Origin of the sequence: Pontibacter saemangeumensis (assembly GCF_039541895.1) — a bacterium.
GTDB classification, from domain to species: Bacteria; Bacteroidota; Bacteroidia; order Cytophagales; family Hymenobacteraceae; genus Pontibacter; species Pontibacter saemangeumensis.
This window is the reverse complement of sequence record NZ_BAABHC010000029.1, coordinates 642356-661131: the sequence shown is the minus strand read 5'-3', so window position 1 is coordinate 661131 and position 18776 is coordinate 642356. Positions and strand designations below refer to the sequence as shown.

General features: G+C 56.4%; 16 protein-coding genes. 12 read left to right on the top strand and 4 right to left on the bottom strand.

Features of this window, described 5'->3' with window-relative positions:
- The first annotated feature begins 216 nt into the window (after nt 1–216).
- On the top strand, nt 217–708 hold the full coding sequence (locus ABD920_RS21045; protein ID WP_345161974.1) for a hypothetical protein: 492 nt from the start codon (nt 217–219) through the stop codon (nt 706–708).
- A gap of 77 nt (nt 709–785) precedes the next feature.
- On the opposite strand, the gene ABD920_RS21040 is transcribed toward ABD920_RS21045, so the two are convergent.
- Complete coding sequence (locus ABD920_RS21040; RefSeq protein WP_345161972.1) at nt 786–1412, bottom strand: Dps family protein; 627 nt, start codon at nt 1410–1412, stop codon at nt 786–788.
- Between the two features lie 72 nt (nt 1413–1484).
- Entirely contained in the window at nt 1485–3377 is a 1893-nt protein-coding gene (locus ABD920_RS21035) for a BamA/TamA family outer membrane protein (protein WP_345161970.1), read from the bottom strand.
- Nucleotides 3378–3646: 269 nt separating this feature from the next.
- On the opposite strand from ABD920_RS21035, the gene ABD920_RS21030 reads away from it, so the two are divergent.
- The 10 genes from ABD920_RS21030 (at nt 3647) to sigZ (ending at nt 14150) form a co-directional block, all read left to right on the top strand.
- A complete protein-coding gene (locus tag ABD920_RS21030) occupies nt 3647–4912 on the top strand; it encodes a putative DNA modification/repair radical SAM protein (RefSeq protein WP_345161968.1) in 1266 nt (421 codons plus the stop codon).
- Nucleotides 4913–5074: 162 nt separating this feature from the next.
- Complete coding sequence (locus ABD920_RS21025; protein WP_345161966.1) at nt 5075–5215, top strand: hypothetical protein; 141 nt, start codon at nt 5075–5077, stop codon at nt 5213–5215.
- A 16-nt stretch (nt 5216–5231) separates the two neighbouring features.
- A complete protein-coding gene (locus ABD920_RS21020; protein ID WP_345161964.1) occupies nt 5232–6008 on the top strand; it encodes a TIGR03915 family putative DNA repair protein in 777 nt (258 codons plus the stop codon).
- Nucleotides 6009–6388: 380 nt separating this feature from the next.
- Complete coding sequence (locus ABD920_RS21015) at nt 6389–6700, top strand: hypothetical protein (RefSeq protein WP_345161962.1); 312 nt, start codon at nt 6389–6391, stop codon at nt 6698–6700.
- 762 nt (nt 6701–7462) lie between these two features.
- Nucleotides 7463–9430: a DUF3857 domain-containing protein gene (locus tag ABD920_RS21010; RefSeq protein WP_345161960.1), complete on the top strand. Its 1968-nt coding sequence runs from the start codon at nt 7463–7465 to the stop codon at nt 9428–9430.
- 143 nt (nt 9431–9573) lie between these two features.
- On the top strand, nt 9574–11481 hold the full coding sequence (locus tag ABD920_RS21005; RefSeq protein ID WP_345161958.1) for a DUF3857 domain-containing protein: 1908 nt from the start codon (nt 9574–9576) through the stop codon (nt 11479–11481).
- A gap of 9 nt (nt 11482–11490) precedes the next feature.
- Complete coding sequence (locus tag ABD920_RS21000; RefSeq protein ID WP_345161956.1) at nt 11491–12279, top strand: hypothetical protein; 789 nt, start codon at nt 11491–11493, stop codon at nt 12277–12279.
- 242 nt (nt 12280–12521) lie between these two features.
- Nucleotides 12522–12953 carry an ArsI/CadI family heavy metal resistance metalloenzyme gene (locus ABD920_RS20995; RefSeq protein WP_345161954.1) on the top strand — a complete coding sequence of 144 codons (432 nt, stop codon included), beginning with the start codon at nt 12522–12524 and terminating at the stop codon, nt 12951–12953.
- A gap of 81 nt (nt 12954–13034) precedes the next feature.
- The gene (locus tag ABD920_RS20990) at nt 13035–13547 is read left to right on the top strand and encodes a GNAT family N-acetyltransferase (protein ID WP_345161952.1); all 513 of its coding nucleotides are present in this window, start codon (nt 13035–13037) and stop codon (nt 13545–13547) included.
- A 3-nt stretch (nt 13548–13550) separates the two neighbouring features.
- Nucleotides 13551–14150: an RNA polymerase sigma factor SigZ gene (gene sigZ, locus ABD920_RS20985; protein WP_345161950.1), complete on the top strand. Its 600-nt coding sequence runs from the start codon at nt 13551–13553 to the stop codon at nt 14148–14150.
- 187 nt (nt 14151–14337) lie between these two features.
- On the opposite strand, the gene ABD920_RS20980 is transcribed toward sigZ, so the two are convergent.
- Nucleotides 14338–16428: a ComEA family DNA-binding protein gene (locus ABD920_RS20980; protein ID WP_345161948.1), complete on the bottom strand. Its 2091-nt coding sequence runs from the start codon at nt 16426–16428 to the stop codon at nt 14338–14340.
- A 181-nt stretch (nt 16429–16609) separates the two neighbouring features.
- Between ABD920_RS20980 and ABD920_RS20975 the strand changes: the two genes are divergently transcribed.
- A complete protein-coding gene (locus ABD920_RS20975) occupies nt 16610–17860 on the top strand; it encodes a cation:proton antiporter (RefSeq protein ID WP_345161946.1) in 1251 nt (416 codons plus the stop codon).
- On the opposite strand, the gene ABD920_RS20970 is transcribed toward ABD920_RS20975, so the two are convergent.
- The gene (locus ABD920_RS20970; RefSeq protein ID WP_345161944.1) at nt 17850–18701 is read right to left on the bottom strand and encodes a PorV/PorQ family protein; all 852 of its coding nucleotides are present in this window, start codon (nt 18699–18701) and stop codon (nt 17850–17852) included. The genes ABD920_RS20975 and ABD920_RS20970 overlap by 11 nt on opposite strands.
- Nucleotides 18702–18776: the final 75 nt, after the last annotated feature.

Genomic DNA, 18776 nt, shown 5'->3' with positions numbered 1-18776 from the left:
GCAAGGCCCGCTCCCAATCCTCCGGGATGGGAATGACATAGCCCGACTGAGGGGAACCCTCCTCTGCGAAGGGCGGGTTCGCAGGGAGTGCGCGTTTGCCTGGTAAGCCCTCAGCTTGTGTTATATAGCCTGTGTTGACAGAATTTGAAACAGCTGATGCAACGCTGCCTTGCATTTCAGGGTCAGGTAGATGAGCCGGTAAAATAGCCAAGCAATATGAAAAGAGTAAGCATGCTCCCAGAGCCCGTTTTGTCAGCAGGCCCGTTCGCCTGTAACCCGTCTGCCGATGCCCGGACAGGGGCGCCGGAGGAGTATGTTTCTGTCAGGAAGAATGGCCGCATCTGGGTTGGGGCACCGGAAATACACCTGAACAAGGAAACCGCCACACTCACGCTCCTGGGAGTGGCCGGCGGTTTGGAGGAGGAGGTGATCGTGATGAAACTGAAGTTTGAGGGTGTCGGCACCTACTCGCTCACCAACAGGCAGGCGTTTTATTACACATCCGCCCACGGCCACGTGCTGACGAGCGCATTTGAACTGGCTCCCTGTTCGGCAGGCGTGCTGGAGATTTCGGGCTACGACCCGGCAGGAAAACTCCTCGAAGGAAACTTCCGGCTGGTGCTGACGAAAGAGCAAAGCAACCCGGGGAACGAGGCAGAGACCATGACCTTCTCGGATGGGAGGTTCAGGGGGAGAGTAACCGTTTGAACCGCATAAAAAAGGCAGCCCGTTTCCACAGGCTGCCTTTCAGGTATATATACCGCTGCGATATATAATCGCTGCGCTTACGCTTTTGCTTTGGTAGCGGGCTTTTTGGCGGTGGTTCTCAGTCCCTTGCTGCCGGTCGAGGCTTTGTCGTCCTCCTCCATGATGTCCTCAGGCTTCGCAATCAACCCGATCGACAGGCCATCCTCACCCAGGAAGTGCTCGATGTGGTGGCAGCGGTCCTCGGTCTTGAACAGGATGCCCTCCAGCAGCGACTTGGTGCCGAAGTCGTCATGCTCAAAGGCCAGCTTGATGGACTTGCGCAGCTCTACGGCGATGGTTTTCTCATCTTCCATATCCTTCTGCAGCATCTCCCGGATCCGGAACTCGCCTTCTTCCTCATGCGCTATATAGGCCAGCTCGATCTGCCTGGCCGGGTGGCAGCTCGGTACCACGCCCATCACGGTGAGGCGCTCGGCAATGGCATCGTACTGCTCGTGTAGCTGGGTGTAATGGTCCTCAAAAAACAGGTGCAGGTCACGGAACTGCGGGCCCTCCACCAGCCAGTGGTGCTTGTGGTACTGGTTATATAGGATGATGAAGGAGGACAGGTGGCGGTCCAGTTCTGCTGCCATTTTGGTGGCGGTGTCCTTTGTCAGGCCAACCGGGTTTCCCTCATATTCGGATTTCTCTCTTACTTTTTCCATAGTCGGTTTTCGTATGCTCTTTTGGTTTGCACTTCTTTAACAGGCAAACCGGCAAAAAGGATACGCCCGCTGTTAATAAAACTCCGCCACGCCGGGGCGTGTAAACCGGAAATCACGGAAGTCGTAATAGGGCCGCGACGACTCAAAGATCTTAAACTCATTGATGGTTTCGTTGGGCGGCAGCTGCGGGTAATAACTGATCAGGAACTGTATGGTGCTGAAAGACAGGTACTCGTTCCGGAACCGGAAGCCGATGCCATAGCCGCGGTAAGGCGGGTCTTTGAACGGAATGCTCTTGTTGCCGGTGGAGAGCCACGCCACGTCGGCGAAGAAAACGGTGGCCAGTTTAAATCCGAAAAGGGAGAAGGGCGTGTACAGGTTTGCCTCATAATTGAGCGCCACCCTTCTGGATCCCCTTAACAGGTTGGAGCGAAAGCCCCGGATCCCGCTTTCGTTGTTGATGGAGAGCAGCTCCTCCGGATTCCGGTTGATGCCCCAGGTGCCGCGCCCCCATATAAAGTGGCGCAGCTTCCAGTTGCCCCGCTCATGCAGCCTCGTAAAGTAGAGGCTTTCCAGTTGCACCACGCCCTGTTCCCACTCACCCTCCCGCACAAAGGAGTCGTAGGAGGCCCGGCCATAGAGGTAGCCGAAGGTGGGCGTGTACCTGGCCAGGGAAAGGGAGGCACCCAGGTACTTGCGCTGCCGCAGGTCGCCGTTCTCGTAGCCGGCGGTAAGGGAAAGAAGCGACCCGGCCGGTATGTCCTCTGTTCTACCAAAGCCGAACAGGTAGCGGTCTTTGTAGTACTTCCGGATGCTGTAGCCGAGGCTGCCCATCACCAGCGTGTTGTCCTGGAAGTTCTCTGTGGCCTTGACGGAGTAATTGGTGTTGATGAAACGGAGCCCGGTGATCAGGCGACCGCGCGGCTCATAACCCAAATAATACGATTTGAATTTAAAAGAGCGGCCCAGCCAGGCGTCCTGCCGGTTGTAGACAAGGTTACTGTAGCGGGGGATCGAATCCTCATCGGTCGGGGGGAGCATAATCCGCTCGTTGATCCAACTGGCGCCGACCGCGCCCGCGTATTTGGTGTTGGTGGCAAAAAAGTCGCGGTGCAGGTAGGCGCTCTTCTCCTTGTAAAAGTTTTTCTCCACATACGCCATATCGGCGGTGATGTAGGTTCTGCCGATGTTCTCCACGGTATAGTAGCCCGAAGCCTCCCAGGAGCGGGGCCTGTTGTCGAGGCCAAAGCGGTAAGAGATCTCCGCCCGGTGACCCTGGCCCAGGAAGTTGAGCTCGCGCAGCGATATGCGCCCCCTGCTGGAGGAAGGGGTGTAAGAGCCGGAGCCCCCCAAACTGAAGATATCCTTCGTGATCACGAACACATCCACGCTGTCCTGCGTGGTGGTCTCCTCGTTCACGATGATGCGTGCATCCAGCAGGTAGTCGGTCTGGCGCAGCAGACGCTCCGACTCCACCAGTGCCAGCGGCTCCAAAGGCTCCATCTTCTCAAAAAGCAGCTTGTTGCGGATCAGGCCGCGCCCCGTTTTCACGTGCAGTGAGTTGCCGATTTTCTCGAAGATGTTCTGCGGCACCCGGGCGGTGTCGTGGATGGAGTAGCCAAAGGCGTCCAGCGACATGATGTCGATGCGCCGCACGATTTTATAGGTATGCTTCTCGTACTCGCGCTGGATCAGTTCCGCATCCAGGCCATATACCTCCTCATCCACCCGGTCAAACACCAGCACCGATTTCAGCAGCTTCCCCATCACCGTCTTTCGCTCCGACAGCTTCTTGAGGTTGTCTATCATCCGGTCGTCGAAACGCTGCCTGGTAGTGTCTGTGAGGGTAGAGTCCTGGGTAACCGGCGGCACCTCCTGGCCATGGCACACCCCACCCGGCAATAACAGCAGGGCCAGCAGGCACACAAGGGGCAGGCAGCAGAATCTCGGGTGCAAATAGGACATAGGTATAGGTTGGCGGCGCGCGGGCATCTGTTTGTACAGCCTACTAATATAACGGTTTGTCAGGGCATTAGGAATACAGGCAGCCATAAAATTAGGTTGCCGGCCATTTCAGGCGTGTTTAGGCAGAAAATTAATTAGATAAATGTGCTAACATTTTTAGTTTATTAACACCTGTTGATAACATTGTGAATAAAATTTGCTAATAAAATTGGGTATTTTGTCTGGCGTGCCTTACCTTTAAATTATTGGAACGGATGAACACCAGGCATATGGACAGTAAAATAACAGGTAAACTAAAGATATTAGCAGATGCTGCGAAATACGACGTTTCCTGTTCGTCTAGCGGAGGGAAGCGCAAAAACGACAACAAGGGCCTGGGCAACGCCGAGGGCATGGGCATCTGCCACAGCTATACTGAAGACGGCCGCTGCGTTTCGCTGCTCAAGGTGCTGCTCACCAACTTCTGCATCTACGACTGCGCCTACTGCGTGACGCGCAAGAGCAACGACGTGCAGCGGGCGGCCTTTACCGTGCAGGAGGTGGTGGACCTGACGATCAACTTCTACCGCCGCAACTATATAGAAGGGCTGTTCCTGAGCTCCGGCATTTTCAAGAACGCCGACTATACCATGGAGCGCCTCGTGCGGGTGGCGAAGAAGCTGCGGCAGGAGCACCGGTTCAACGGTTATATCCACCTGAAGACGATCCCTGGCGCCAGCGAGGAACTCATCAAGGAGGCGGGCCTATATGCCGACCGGCTGAGCGTGAACATCGAGTTGCCCTCGGATGCAAGCCTGCAGCAACTGGCCCCGGAGAAAAACTATGCTGAGATCCTGTTGCCGATGGGAGCGATCAGCCAGCAACTGGTACAGGCGAAGGAAGAGAAAAAGCTGTTTAAGTCGGCGCCGGCCTTCGCGCCCGCCGGCCAGAGCACGCAGCTGATCGTGGGCGCCTCTGCCGAGAACGACCACCAGATCCTGCAGCTGTCCGATCAGCTGTATAAAAACTTCAGTCTGAAGCGCGTGTATTACTCCGGCTATGTGCCGGTGAGCAGCGACAACCGCCTGCCCATCATCACGGAGCCGCCTATCATCCGCGAGAACCGCATCTACCAGGCCGATTGGCTGATGCGCTTCTATGGCTTTGATGCGAAGGAGATCGTGGACGAGCAGCACCCCAACCTGGAGCTGGACATAGACCCGAAGCTGGCGTGGGCGCTGCGCAACCGCTTCGCTTTTCCCGTGGAGGTGAACACGGCTGATTACGAGCTGATCCTGCGGGTGCCGGGCATCGGGGTGAAGTCAGCGAAGAAGATCGTGTCGGCGCGGCGGTTTACACAGCTCAGCTTTGAGCACCTGCGCCAGATGGGGGTGGTGCTGAAGCGGGCCAAATACTTTATCACCTGCCAGACCAGGAGCCTGCAGAAGCAGGAGTTCGACTCGCACCAGATCCGGCGGAAGATCCTTTTCGGTGACGGTTCTGTGCGAAGCGCCCTGCTCACCCAGCAACTGGACCTGTTCCGGCAGGTCGGCTAAAACGGCGGGCTTTTCTATATATAGGGAGCAGGGAAGGGCGGCAGGGGTTACCGCCATATGTCTAACATCTTATGTCTTGAGGGAGCCATGGCCACAGCAAAAAGGAAAACAGTTATATCAAATTATAGAGCTAAATCCGTCACATCTAAAAAAAACACTGTTATGAGAAATAACCAGAAAGTTGCCAGTGTATCGCTTTGCTGCAAACTGAACATGCTGGTGCCCCAGCTGCAGCGCCTCAATGCCAGGATGCAGCCTGAAACGCAGGACAAAAAGCGCAGTGGTTACACGAGCGGCAAGTAATACCCGCGCTGCTGCCATGCACCTCTATACCTACGACGGTTCCTTCGAGGGCTTGCTGACGGTGGTTTTTGAGGCCTACGAACGGAAAGCCTGGCCCACCGCCATCGAACAGGAGCACCTGGCGCAGCCGAGCATGTTCGGTGAAACCGTGGCAGTGCCAGCTGACGAGGAAAAGGCGCAGCGTGTGTGGCAGGGGCTGCAGAAAAGGCTGTCGGTGGGGGCGCTGAAGGAATTATACCACACCTACCTGTGGGAGCAGCCCGGCTTTGAGCAGCTTATTTTTGACTATATCCGCCTGGCCTTCGGCACGAAAGAGAACATAGAGGGAAACTACGCCGCCCCCTGTGTGCTGCAGGTGCAGCAGGCGGCAAAGCAGGTGCACCGTGAGAAACACAGGATGGAGGCCTTCGTGCGTTTTCAAAAGACTGCGGACGATCTGTTTTATGCCACCGTCTCCCCGGATTTTAATGTACTGCCGCTGATTGTGAGGCACTTTGAGAAGCGATATGCCGATCAGCGCTGGGCCATATATGATACCCGCCGCCGCTACGGCGCCTACTACGATTTGCATAATACCGCGATGGTAAACCTGGAACTGGCGCCCCAGCAGCGGCAGGCGACTTTACCCCATGCAGCCCTGGATGCCGAGGAGGATAAGTACAGGCAGCTGTGGCAGGTGTATTTTGATCATGTGAACATACCCGAGCGAAAGAACCCTAAGCTCCACCTGCGCCACGTGCCAAAGCGCTATTGGAAATACCTCTCCGAGAAGCAGCCCCGAAACCTGCGTTAGAAAATTTTTCCGCGTCGGCCTGGCAAACTTTCCTGTAACGCATATGGAAGGAGATGCTGCGCGTCTGCTCGAGACTGCAAGAGCCAGCAGGCCACCTGTTTGCCTCCCTTGGGAAAGCGCCAAAACATACTTTAGGAGCTTCTGGAGCAGCATCTTACGTAGTTGTACTAAAAAAAGATAAAAATTGCACCTTTTATGTAACTTTAGTGCCCGAAAATACGTTCAAAACAATATATATCACTTTAATTGTACAGCAGAGGGGGAATGCTGCGTGCCGTGCTGCGTGTATCTTCCCTTGTTCTGCCGAAACCATAATTTGCATTATGAACATACGGGTACGAAAAAAACTAATTCAAGTCGCTCGTGGTCGGGCGCACCTGATGACCTTCCAAAACCTTATCTATGAGGCTGAACTAGGCCTTAACCTGGAAAACTCCTATGAGAAATCGATGCTGACAGAGGTGATTGATGAGATATCGGAGAAAGAGCATGCCGCCGGAAGGCCCCTGTTAAGCGCTCTCGTTCGCGTTAAAGGACAGAAAAACCAGGGCGACAATTTCTTCAGGCTGTGTGAGCGCCTGGGGTATGGCAGCTGGAAGGAGCTAAAGCGCAACCACAAGTTTATTGAAGAGCAACGGGAAGCCTGCCGCGAGTTCTGGCAGGACCGTAAAAACTACACATCCTATTTATAGCTCAGGTTATAACACAGGGTAAAGCAAAGGGCGAGGGGTTTCATATTCTTCGCCCTTTGCTTTACCCGCACGTTATGAAAAAGGCAGTTTTGTACGGATGAACCCATTTTATATATAAAGGCAGCACCCCAGCCTGGAGTGCTGCCTTTTTTTCATTTTCCCAGGCGCGCTGCTCTAGAGGGTACAATAGATACAAATTAAGCGGCGGGCTGAGCCATAGGCGGCCGTTTGTTTCTTAGGTTACAGCGCAGTGATCGCAGCATGAAGAACGTCTTTGCCCGCCGACAGCGTGTCGATAAAAGTCAAACAGCAGTTACGTCCGTGTCCTTACCCACTTCCTGACGTCAGTGAATGCGCGTCCTTGGCTGAATACTAATCGCGCTTGTGCTGCATTCCAACGGTTCCTGATGCCCCTGATTACGCTTCATTGATGGCGCGTGTAGCAAGATTGGCTGCCAAGCCTTTAAAGTTATGGTTTGTAACAGCAGCCGTAACCGAACCCTGCCGCCCCAAAAATCTATTCTAAAAGTATATAAGAACAAGGGAAACATGTGTGAAAGCTGAAAAATAACTGGTAGGGGAAAATTTTAAACAATATTGTTCAATTTTGTTTGGACTATATATAATAATTTACTTTTCTTTATACAATCAATAGGAGACAGTTGGCTACCTGCCTGGTAAAGCAAGTACGGCACCTCCTGCCCATATACTACCGATACGAACCATCTATACTTAATACAATTAACTTTTAGCCCCTTGTCTATGAAAGCAAGAACTTTTACAAAATCAATTATCCTATTCCTCCTGTTGGGCGGCATCGCGACGCAGGCGCAGGCACAGGCAGCCAAATTCGGGAAAATAGAGGAGGCCGAACTTAAGATGCGCACCTACGACAAGGACACCAGCGCTGCCGCAGTCATATTATCGGACTACGGCTTTACCCGGTTCGAACTGTCGGGCGAGCTTCGGGTGGTAACGGAGCGCCATATGCGCATCAAAATCCTGAAAAAGTCGGGCTACGATATAGCCAACATCGAAGTGCCCTATTACTCCTATGGCACCACACGGGACAAGGTGCTTTCCATCAAAGGGTTCACCTACAACCTGGAGAACGGGGAGATACAGAAGGAGAAACTGGATGCCAAGACAGTGTTCGATGAGAAACGAAACGAGTACTGGTACCTCAAAAAGTTTACGATGCCCAACATCAAGGAGGGCTCTGTGATTGATGTAGCCTTCACCACGTCCTCCGAGCGGATCTACAGCCTCGACGATTGGGAGTTCCAGAAATCCGTTCCGACGGTTTGGAGCGAGTACCGCCTGCGCATCCCCGAGTACTTCGACTACAAGTTCCTGATGCAGGGATATCACCCACTGTACAAGAACGACAACCAGAAAGAGGGCGGCGCTGCCAACATGGTGAACAACGCCTATGTCTTTATCATGAAGGACCTGCCAGCCCTGAAAGAGGAGAATTATATTACCTCCGTCACTGATTACCAGTCCAAGATCGGCTTTGAGCTGCAGCAGGTGAATTTCCCGGGAGAGCCGACGCGCATCATGACAGGAAACTGGGACAAGGTGGTAGAAGATTTGCTGTCTTCGGAGTCTTTCGGGACACAACTGAACCGCAACAACTTCTTTAAAGAGGACATTGCCGCCGTGCAGGCGAAGCACAAAGACCCGGAACAGCAGATGCTTGCCCTCTATGACCTCGTCAAAAACAGGATGACCTGGAACGATAAGACTGGGCTGTACACTGACAACCCTATCCGGAAGGCCTACGAGCTGCGCCAGGGCAGCGCCGCCGAAATCAACCTGCTGCTGACCTCGATGCTGCTGGAGGCCGGGCTGGACGCCAGCCCGGTGGCGGTGAGCACCCGCAACCATGGCCGCGTGCTTACCACGGCTTCCCCGATGATCAGCAAGTTTAACTATGTGATCGCGCATGTGAAGGTGGGGGGCAAGGAGTACCTGCTGGATGCCACGGAGCCGCTGTTGCCTGCGGGCATGCTGCCGTTCCGCTGCCTCAACGGGCATGGCCGCCTCATCCGGAAAAAAGACCATGGCTGGCTGGCGCTGAATGCCATCTCTCCCCGCTCGAAGCTTTTCAGTGCCGAGATCACCATCAACAGCCATGGCGAGATGTCTGGGACCGGCCGCGAGTCTGCGGCGGGCTACAACGCGCTGTACCTGCGCAAAACCATACTGGAAGAGGGGGAGAGCAAATACGCTGAGCGCATTGCAAAAGAGGTGGGCGACTTTAAGATGGGCAAGCCCGAGATCAAGAACCTGCGCGAGATAAACAATGCCCTGGACATTACCTATGCGATCAGCGCCTCGGGCAGCGCGCAGGCGAACAGCATCATCTACCTGAACCCGATGCTGGGCCAGGGAGAGAAAGAAAACCCCTTTAAACTGGAGGAGCGCCTGTACCCTGTGGATTTTGGAGCGCCGATAGACGAAACCTATATATGCCGCTTCACCATTCCGGAGGGATATGAACTGGACGAAGTGCCGAAGGGGATAGCCGTGAACCTCCCGGAGAAGGGTGGCCGCTTTATGTACGTGGTGCAGCAGCAGGACAACGTGGTGCAGGTTATGAGCAAAGTGAGCATTAACAAGCCCATCTTTTATGCACCTGAGTACAGCCACCTGAAGGAACTGTACAACCAGATCATCGCCAAGCATGCCGAGCAGATCGTGCTGAAAAAGACTGTAGCCAATTAAGCTGCTGCACATACCTCTATATAAACCGGAGTGGCAGCGCAGCAAGCGCCTCCCATATACCCTGTTGCGGTGAGGGGCGCTCGCTGCGCTTTTATCGGAATAAAAGCATCCAAATTTTTGATCCAAACTTAAGACACCTTACTATGTACAAGATTTACACATTGCTGTGGATGCTGGCCGGCTCTCTGCTGCTACTGCCGCAGGCCGGGGCCACAGGGCAGGATGCGCTGGAGGAGCTGGCAAAGGACGCGAACATCATTATCCGCTCTGAGGAAACTGTGTTCACGGTGAACTCCATCAACAGCGGCACCACGACCTACAATGTGACCCTCACCATCCTGAACGAGCATGGCAACCACCGGGCGAAGCTCTATGTGGGCTACGATAAACTCACCAAGGTCGAGCGGCTGGAGGGCACCTCGTATGACCGTTTCGGGAAAAAGATCAAGGCGCTGAAGAGCAAAGACGTTGTGGACATGAGCGCCGTGGACGGTGGCTCCCTGTTTACGGACAACCGCGTGAAGATTGCCAACCTGGTCCACACCGTTTACCCCTATACGGTGGAGTTCGCTTACGAAGTCTCCAACAACAACCTGCTGGGGTACCCCCGGTTCATTCCGCAGGACGAGGAGCGCCTGTCGGTGGAGAAAGCCTCGTACGTGGTGCGGGTGCCGCTGGGCACGAAGCTGCGCTACCACGAAAGCAACATGCCGCAGCCTGTAAATAAAGCAGCCACCGCCACACACGAAACCTACACCTGGCAGGTGCAGCACCTGAAACCTGTGGAAACGGAGCCCTACGGCCCGGGGCTGGAGGAACTGGTGCCGGTGGTGCGCACAGCCCCCACCGATTTTGAGGTGGAAGGCTACAAAGGCAACATGGAAAGCTGGAAAAGCTATGGCATGTGGATAAACCAGCTGAACCAGGGCCGCGACGTGCTGCCGGATGCGACAAAGCAAAAGCTAATCGCACTGACCGCCAATGCCAAAACGCAGGAGGAGAAAGTGCGGATCATATATGATTACCTGCAGGGGAAAACGCGCTACGTGTCCATCCAGCTGGGCATCGGCGGGTGGCAGCCCTTCGAGGCCAGCTTCGTGGACAGCAAAGGCTACGGCGACTGCAAAGCCCTCACCAACTACACGCAGGCCATGCTGAAAACGGTGGGCGTCACCTCTCACCATGCCCTGATCCGGGCCGGGGACGATGTAACGGATATCAGGACAGATTTCCCCAGCAGCCAGTTTAACCACGTGGTGCTGGCCGTGCCCATGCCAAACGATACGCTGTGGCTGGAGTGCACCAGCCAGACAGAGGCAGCAGGCTACTCCGGCAGTAACACCGGTGGCCGCCATGCGCTGCTGATAACGCCGGAGGGCGGCAAGCTGGTGAGAACAACGGATTACACGGCCGCCGATAACTCGCAGCTACGCCACATCAGGGTGCGGCTGGATGAGAAAGGCAGCGGCACGGCCAGCATCACCACCCATTACAAGGGCCTGCAGCAGGAGTCGCGAAGCGGGGTCATACACCACCTGCAGCCCGAGGAGCAGCGCAAGTGGCTGTACAAGCAGGTGCAGGTGCCGTCGTTTGAGATCAGCAAATACGCTTTTGAGCAGCAGAAAAGCCGCGTGCCCGTGGTGAAGGAACAACTGGAGCTGAGCCTGCGCCAGTGCGCCACCATCAGCGGCAAGCGCATGTTCATAAACCCCAACCTGATGAACAAGTGGACGTCCGTGCCCAACCAGAGGGACAAACGCTTGACGGAGGTGGTGCGGGATATGGCGTTCCTGGATGTGGACACGGTGGAGTTTGACTTGCCGGCGGGCTACGCCGTGGAGTTCCTCCCGCAGGATATTACCCACACCTCAGCGTTCGGCGAGTACAACGCCACGGTGAAAGTAGACGGCCAGCGCGTGATTTACAGGCGCAGCCTGCAAATGGGGAAAGGCCGCTACAGCCCCGAGTCCTATACAAAGCTGGTCGAGTTTCTCAACAACGTGATCAAGTCCGATGCACAGCAGGTCGTGTTTGTGAAAAACATCCCATAAGCCCGTTCAATGGAAACCTTGTTCACCCCCGGGCCCCCAGCGGAGCCATTGCCGGAGCGGCCGCACCAGAAGCTGTACACGGAGCAGGCGATAGCCATTGCCACTTTCTTAGGAGGCCCTTTGGGCGGCTCTTATCTCCTGAGCCTGAACTATATGCTGCTGGGCGATGAGGAGGCCGGGCAGCGCACCATCAAATGGGGCCTGACAGGCACTGTTCTCCTGCTGCTGGTTTTCTTTCTGCTGCCAGAGGCAATAGGGGAGGCGGTGCCGAACATGGTTTACAACCTGGCGTTCACGGGCCTTTTTTACTATATGGCCAAACGGTTACAGGGCGCGTACCTGGCCGAGCACCGACAGTTGCACGGCCGCTTCATGACACGGTGGCGGGCTGTGGGCGTGGGCCTGGTGAGTATGGTGGCGGCTGTGCTGGTGGCTGTCAGCATTACGGCTTTCCTGCCCGCCGAAGAGGAAAACAAGCTGAAATTCGGGTCTGCGGGCCACGCTATATACTTTGACGGGGAAACCGTAACGGCCGATGAGGCCCGCAAAGTGGCCAATCTGCTCGCCGACATTGACTTGCTGGGCGAGTACCAGCGGAGGGAAGTGCTGGTGGAGCAAAGCAAATGGGCCTATAAAGTGCTGTTGCCTGCTTCGGAGGAAGACTTCACCAACAGCTCCATCCTCGGGTATTACCGCCTCGTGCAGGCCGACCTCGACTCCTCCGGGTTTGAGAAGCGCGTGCAGCTGATGATGTTTTATATGGAGGGCGAGGCGCGGAAGATAAAGATCATCGAGTAGGTGTTGCCTGGTGCGTGTTTCGTGTGGGGTGTTTCGGGTTCCTTTTTCCAAACGTCTTAGGTGAGGCACCATCAGTGGTGGGCAGGGCATTGGCCGGAGAATGCGGCACCTGAACCAGCTCATCTACCAACTAAATAATTTTGAAAATAGAGTAACGAAAAACTGATTATTCCTGCGTCTTTTTCTGCATGGCTCCGTCATCAGGGTGTACATCAAATTTAAACACCTAAAAGATGATCGCCATGAAAAGATTCCATGTGAACGTGCGGGTGAAAAACCTGGGAGAGTCCGCCGCGTTTTACACCGCACTGTTCAACACTGCGCCCACCGTGCTGAAAGAAGACTACGCCAAATGGATGCTGGAGGACCCGCGCATTAATTTCGCCATCTCGCTGCACCCCGAGAACGCCGGCATCGAGCACCTGGGCATCCAGGCAGAGAGCGAGGAAGAACTGGCGGAGGTATATGGCAACCTGAAAAGAGCAAAAGGCGCGATCCGGGAGGAGGGCAAGTGCACCTGCTGCTATGCCAAATCCGAGAAGTCGTGGATAACAGACCCGCAGGGCGTAGACTGGGAAGCATTTTACACCTTCGGCGAGGCAACTATATATGGTGAAGGCGCCAACGCACGTGTCACCCAGCCTGAAGCGGCAGTAGCCCAACCGGCACTTTAAAGATCATCAGCCTTCGCAGCCCTGCTAAAATTTCCGGTGGGGCTGCGAAGGCTGTTTTCGTTAAAATTCGTTTCTTTATATATGGAAAGCCTCACAGCACAAGCTACCCGGATCGTCCCGATGCTGCCTGCGCACTATGCGCAGGTGCGGGAGATATATAACCTGGGCATCGCCACCAACAACGCCACCTTCGAGAGGGAGGCACCCGCTTGGGAGGAGTGGGACCATAGCCATATGCAAAGCTGCCGCCTGGTGCTGCTGGTGGAGGGCCGGGTGGCGGGCTGGGCGGCGCTGACGCCGGTCTCGGGCAGGTGCGTGTACCGCGGCGTGGCCGAAGACAGTGTGTATGTGCACCCGGACTTCAAAGGGCGTGGCTTTGGCAAACTGCTGCTGCGCACGCTGGTGGAGGCATCGGAGCAGGAGGGTATATGGACGCTGCAGGCCGGGATCTTCCGGGAAAACCACGCCAGCATCCGGCTGCACGAGGCTTGCGGCTTCCGGCTGGTGGGCGTGCGCGAGCGGATCGGGCAGCTGCACGGGCAGTGGCGCGACACCGTTCTGATGGAGAGAAGAAGCAACAAAATCGGTATCTGATATATGGAAAACTGCTGTGGCAACCCCGGTCAAAATAAACCCGCCTCCGACCCCTGCGCGGCAGTGGCACCCGTTTTCCTGGCCTACGAGGCGCAGCTGAAAAGCTTCGTGCAGAAACGGGTGCAGGACAGGGACGAGGCGGATGATCTGCTGCAGCAACTGTACCTCAAGCTTCACAAAAACTGCGAGCAACTACAGCAGGTGCACAACCTGAAAGCCTGGCTCTACCAGGTCACCCGCAACACGGTGTATGACTTCTTCCGGGAGAACAGCCGCCACCAACGCCTGGAGGACGGCACCGAACTGCCTGCGGAGGAGTTTCCCGAGCAGGCCCGGCACGAAGTGGAGGCCCTGGTGGAGCCGCTCATTAACCTGCTGCCGCCGCTCTACGCCGAGGCGCTGCGCCTGAGCGAACTGGAAGGCGTGAGCCAGAAAGAAATTGCAGAGCGCCTGAACATCTCCTATTCGGGCGCCAAGTCCCGCATCCAACGCGGCCGCGACATGCTCAAACAGCTGTTCTTCGAGTGCTGCCACCTCGACTTTGGCCCTGACGGGCAAGTGATCGGTGCACAGGTAAAAGCCAGCTGCAAAGCGCTACAATGATCGTGTTGCGCGTTTCGGGTATCGTGTTTCGGAAGTCTTGTTGACTTTATATAGCAGTCCGCCTGCGTCAGCGGCTTTTTCAAAAGCAAATATCACTGGCCTCCGCTCTGGCTAATCGCTGCCTGGTGCGGAGGCATGGCTACGCAATACAAAAACACCCGAATCACTACACACGAACAACGAAACACTAAAACTTATACCGCACCTGCGCCTTCACATCCGATCGGGTGGCGCCGTCAATCGTGTCGAGGCCGGAGCCGATGCTGTCCTGGTTGCGGTAGTGCGTCAGGCCGTACTTCAGCCATATATCCAGCTGGCGGTGCGGCCGGAACTGCAGCAGGGCGTAGAGGCGGGTGCCCCTGCCGCTGAACGCCGGGATGGAGAACGCATACAGCACGTCGCGCTCGTACACATACTGGCGGGTGTCGTAGCTGTCGGTGTCGAAGAGGGCGTAGCGCGTGCTGAGCCTGATCCTGTCAAAGTTGAAGTTCACGTCCTGCGCGATCAGATAGCCTGTGGCCTGCGGCGACTCGTGGCTGTAGGTGCTGAACTGCACCCGCGATTTCAGGGTAATGGTTTTGGTCGCGGCCGTCTCGAAATACAGGAGGTAATTCCTGCGATCCGTCTGCGCCACATAATCCATCGGGGTCACGTTCGCGGCCACATTGCGGCCCTTGCTTTCGTAGCGCATCTGGGCATATAGCCCGGTCTCGCGGTTAGGTTTGAAGTACAGCCGCACGAGGTACTCGTGCCCATAAGAGGGTGCGTCCACGAGGTAGCGCAGCCACGGGAACCGGAAGCGGTCGTAATAGGCCGTCACCTCCCATTTCGCCAATGGCCTGATCTTGATACCGGTATAAAGTCCCTTCTCGTTGATGCTGCGGGTGCCCTCGCTGAAGGCGCTGCCGTAGAAGCTGTGGAAGTTGCGGGCGTAGGAGCGGTACAGCAGGGCAAGCTCTATATGGTTCGAGAGGTTTGCGACCAGCCCGTTCACCGTGCCGATGCCGCCGCTTTTGCTCATGGCCGTCTCCCCGAAAAGGTACACGTTCTGCCAGGTATAGCTGTAGTGGCTACCGAGGTTGTAATTGCCCGTGCCCCCGAACTCGAAGCGCTGGTACGGCGCCCCGGCCTTTTGAATGGGCGAACTGTAGTGGGTGCCGAGGGCGGTGAGACCCAGGTTCAGCGTCTTGTCGCGGGATTGGTAGCTGGCGGTGGTGCCATATACCTGCTCCCGCACCCGGTGCTTGTTGGCCAGCTCGGTGGGGGTGCGGTGAAAGCCGGTGGTCTGGATGCCGGAGAAAAAATCGTCAAACCCGCTGAGCGTGTCCTGCTGCGCCTGCAGGTTGGCGTCCACGCGTTTGTTCGAGTAAAAGCCAGTTATGTCTATTTTGCCCAGGTTATAGGTCACGGCCGCGCCCCTTAGAAAAGCATATTCCAGCACTGAGCTATAAGGCCGGATGCCCACGCTGGCGCGGCTCACCGTGGCAATCGTTTCGCTGCCCTTGCCCACGCTGTAGCCCGAGGAGAGCAGCAGTCCCTGCCCGATCTGCAACTGGTAATCCCCGAGCGCGATGGTCTTAAACCGGCCCTTATTGTAAAGCTGCAGGTGCGCCGTGTAATAATCGAAGCCGTAGCGCCTGGTGCCCGGGGCCCAGGTAAATTGCTCGCCGGCGTCTTTCTCGGCGGTAACCCCGAAGCTGTAGTCGCGGGCATGGCTGACGCGGTAGCGCAGGTACAGTTTTTCGGGTGAGCCGAGGTAGCGGGTGGTGGCGCGGCTGCCGGTGTCCAGGGGCATATAGCCGCGGCGCTGCTGCAGCGTGCGCTCGTAGCGCAGGATCAAAGCGTTGTTGTCTTCCCCGATCACGCGCTGCCACAGCGGGCGCTGGTCGGCCTGCAGCCCCGCGTCGGGCACCTGCACAAACGGCAGCAGCCTGTTGATGGTAAGCAGGTCGAAGTCTGGTATAGCCTGCAACTCATATATGCTCAGCAGCGCGCCGTTGTCGGCTATATAACCGAAGAAGGAGGCGATCTGCGGGCGCGAGAGGATATATAAAGAGGCAAGTTCCTCGGGCGTGGCGCGGTTCAGGTCGAGGGGGCGCTGGTAGTACTGGAAAAGCGTTTCGTAAAAGTCCTCGTACGGTACGTTCACGTCGTCCTGCTCCGCGAAAAGCTCCTGCACCAGCAGGTCCAGGTCGATGGGCTGGCGTAGGTAGTCCTGGCTGTGCAGGGGCGGCACGCAACAAAAAACCAACCAGCATAGCAGTAACCTTCGTACCATAGGCAATGGGTTTTGGTTGTTGGTAGTTAAATTGTTGATTGACGAGTTTTAGTGCTTGATAGTGAACTGGTTCTTAGAGGAAGACAGCAGCGCAGGCTCTTCGCTATATACCATCCACAACCAGCAATCCACAATAAACAGCCAACTATCACCTTACTATACTTTAGCTAAAAATAGTTACATGGAGTTCTTTCATATCTTCTCGGTCATCCTCGTTATCTCGGCCATCTTCGCCTATATAAACCAGCAGTATATCCGGCTGCCGACCGCTATCGCGCTGCTGCTGGCAGGCCTGCTGGTGTCGGTGCTGGTGCAGGTGGCGGGGGCGGTTTCGCCTGCGTTCGAGGTGTTGGTGGAGGCCCGACTCCGGGAAATCGATTTCTCGGAGGTGCTGCTGGAGTTTATGCTGAGTTTCCTGCTTTTCGCGGGTGCGCTGCACACGGACCTGGAGAGACTGGCCAAGTCGAAGTGGTCGATTATGGTGTTTGCCACAGTGGGCGTGGCCATCTCCACGGCCGTGACCGGAACTGCCTTTTATTTCCTGCTGCAGGCGCTGGGGCAGCCGATCGATTATATATACTGCCTGCTGTTCGGTGCGCTCATCTCACCCACCGACCCCATTGCCGTGCTGGGCATTCTCAAAAAGGCGGACATCCCGAAGTCGCTGGAGGTGAGTATCACGGGCGAGTCTTTGTTTAACGACGGCGTGGGCGTGGTAGTTTTTATATCCCTTTTCCAGATCGCGCAGCGGGGCATGGCGAACATCGAAGGCTCTTTTATCGCGGAGCTTTTCGTGCTGGAGGTTGGCGGCGGCATCGGCCTCGGGCTGCTTATCGGGTATATCGCCTTCTTCTTTATGCGGCGCATTGACCATTACCAGACGGAGGTGCTGATCTCCCTGGCCGTGGTGACGGGTGGCTACAGCATCGCGCAGCTTTTTCACTTTTCAGGCCCGTTGGCGATGGTGGCGGCGGGTTTGCTGATCGGGAACCAGGGAACCAAACACGCCATGAGCCAGCAAACCGCTGATTACCTGACCAAGTTCTGGGAGATGGTGGATGAAGTCTTCAATGCCGTTTTGTTTGTGTTGATAGGACTTGAGCTGATGCTGATTCCGTTGCGGTGGGAGTACGCGCTAGTGGGCCTGGTCACCACGGTGATCGTGCTGGTGGTGCGTTATATATCCCTGGCGATACCCTCGTACACCTTGCAGCTGCACCGCACGTTCACCCCCGGCACCCTGCCCATCATGACGTGGGGCGGCCTCCGGGGCGGCATCTCTATTGCGCTGGCCCTCTCGCTCACGCCCGAGATGCACCGCGACATGATCGTGGCCATCACGTATGGCGTGGTGCTGCTCTCGCTGGTGGTGCAGGGCCTGACCATAGAACCGTTGATCAAGCGCCTCTCCCGCGACAGGGTTACGGTCTGACAGCTAGCGGGCTGCGCGCCGCGTACCGGTAGGAAACAGAAAGGTGGTGGCTGGAGCCGAGCCGGGTGGTGGCGCCGAAGGCGTACCCAACCTGCAACTGCCTCGCCTGAAACCCCAGCCCAAACGTGGCGCTGCCGGTAAAGGTGCTGAAACCGGTGCGCAGGGCCAGCTTCTCCTGTAGCACCAGGTATTCTACCCCTGCCTTGAAAGTGGCGTCATGGTCTATGCTTTTCTCCGTTTCCATCGCCAACAACAGCCGCTGGTAAGGCCTGTAGGAGAGCCCCGCTTTCATCACCGTGGCGAGGCGCTCGTCTTCGAAAGCGGCCAGCCTCGCCTGGTTGATGTTAAAGGCGTAGGCGCCGAAATGTAGCTTCGGGATAATTTCGCCCTGCCCGCCCACCGATAGTGCCACGGCTTTCCGGCTGCCGTACCCGGCGATGGCCACCTGCCACACCTCTGCCTTTGCGCCCAGGCTGAACTGCCCCAGCTTATGTGCCGCGCCAAGCCCAACCGACTGCTGGCTATAGAGCGCATCGCCAAACCGGCTCAGGCTGATGCCGTAGCTGCCGTATTTCCCTGTCGGGTAAACTGCCTGCAGGGCCACCGTGGTGAAGGCCTGTATTCCAAACCTGTTCTCTATATATACCCCGGCTTCCGGCTGCGTCAGGCTGGCAATGCCGGCAGCATTGTTGTGCATTGCCCACACATCAGGCAGCGTAACGGAGGCATTGCCCAGGGCGGCGGCGCGCGCTCCCATTGGCGTGTCTGCCTGCGCCACCGCGAGGACTGGATGCAGCCAGCACATGGCGGAAATACCGAGTAGTAAGAGTAGCCTTTTCACCTGCACTTTTTGGGGTTTTTCAGGAAGACGCGTGGTAGGGGCAGTTACGTGCTGTTGTTGCTATATGTTAAAGAT

Bases quoted from the DNA above. Each gene is read 5' to 3' on its own strand.
- ABD920_RS21045 (WP_345161974.1), top strand. From the start codon at position 217: ATGAAAAGAGTAAGCATGCTCCCAGAGCCCGTTTTGTCAGCAGGCCCG.
- ABD920_RS21040 (WP_345161972.1), bottom strand. From the start codon at position 1,412: ATGGAAAAAGTAAGAGAGAAATCCGAATATGAGGGAAACCCGGTTGGC.
- ABD920_RS21035 (WP_345161970.1), bottom strand. From the start codon at position 3,377: ATGTCCTATTTGCACCCGAGATTCTGCTGCCTGCCCCTTGTGTGCCTG.
- ABD920_RS21030 (WP_345161968.1), top strand. From the start codon at position 3,647: ATGGACAGTAAAATAACAGGTAAACTAAAGATATTAGCAGATGCTGCG.
- ABD920_RS21025 (WP_345161966.1), top strand. From the start codon at position 5,075: ATGAGAAATAACCAGAAAGTTGCCAGTGTATCGCTTTGCTGCAAACTG.
- ABD920_RS21020 (WP_345161964.1), top strand. From the start codon at position 5,232: ATGCACCTCTATACCTACGACGGTTCCTTCGAGGGCTTGCTGACGGTG.
- ABD920_RS21015 (WP_345161962.1), top strand. From the start codon at position 6,389: ATGACCTTCCAAAACCTTATCTATGAGGCTGAACTAGGCCTTAACCTG.
- ABD920_RS21010 (WP_345161960.1), top strand. From the start codon at position 7,463: ATGAAAGCAAGAACTTTTACAAAATCAATTATCCTATTCCTCCTGTTG.
- ABD920_RS21005 (WP_345161958.1), top strand. From the start codon at position 9,574: ATGTACAAGATTTACACATTGCTGTGGATGCTGGCCGGCTCTCTGCTG.
- ABD920_RS21000 (WP_345161956.1), top strand. From the start codon at position 11,491: ATGGAAACCTTGTTCACCCCCGGGCCCCCAGCGGAGCCATTGCCGGAG.
- ABD920_RS20995 (WP_345161954.1), top strand. From the start codon at position 12,522: ATGAAAAGATTCCATGTGAACGTGCGGGTGAAAAACCTGGGAGAGTCC.
- ABD920_RS20990 (WP_345161952.1), top strand. From the start codon at position 13,035: ATGGAAAGCCTCACAGCACAAGCTACCCGGATCGTCCCGATGCTGCCT.
- sigZ (WP_345161950.1), top strand. From the start codon at position 13,551: ATGGAAAACTGCTGTGGCAACCCCGGTCAAAATAAACCCGCCTCCGAC.
- ABD920_RS20980 (WP_345161948.1), bottom strand. From the start codon at position 16,428: ATGGTACGAAGGTTACTGCTATGCTGGTTGGTTTTTTGTTGCGTGCCG.
- ABD920_RS20975 (WP_345161946.1), top strand. From the start codon at position 16,610: ATGGAGTTCTTTCATATCTTCTCGGTCATCCTCGTTATCTCGGCCATC.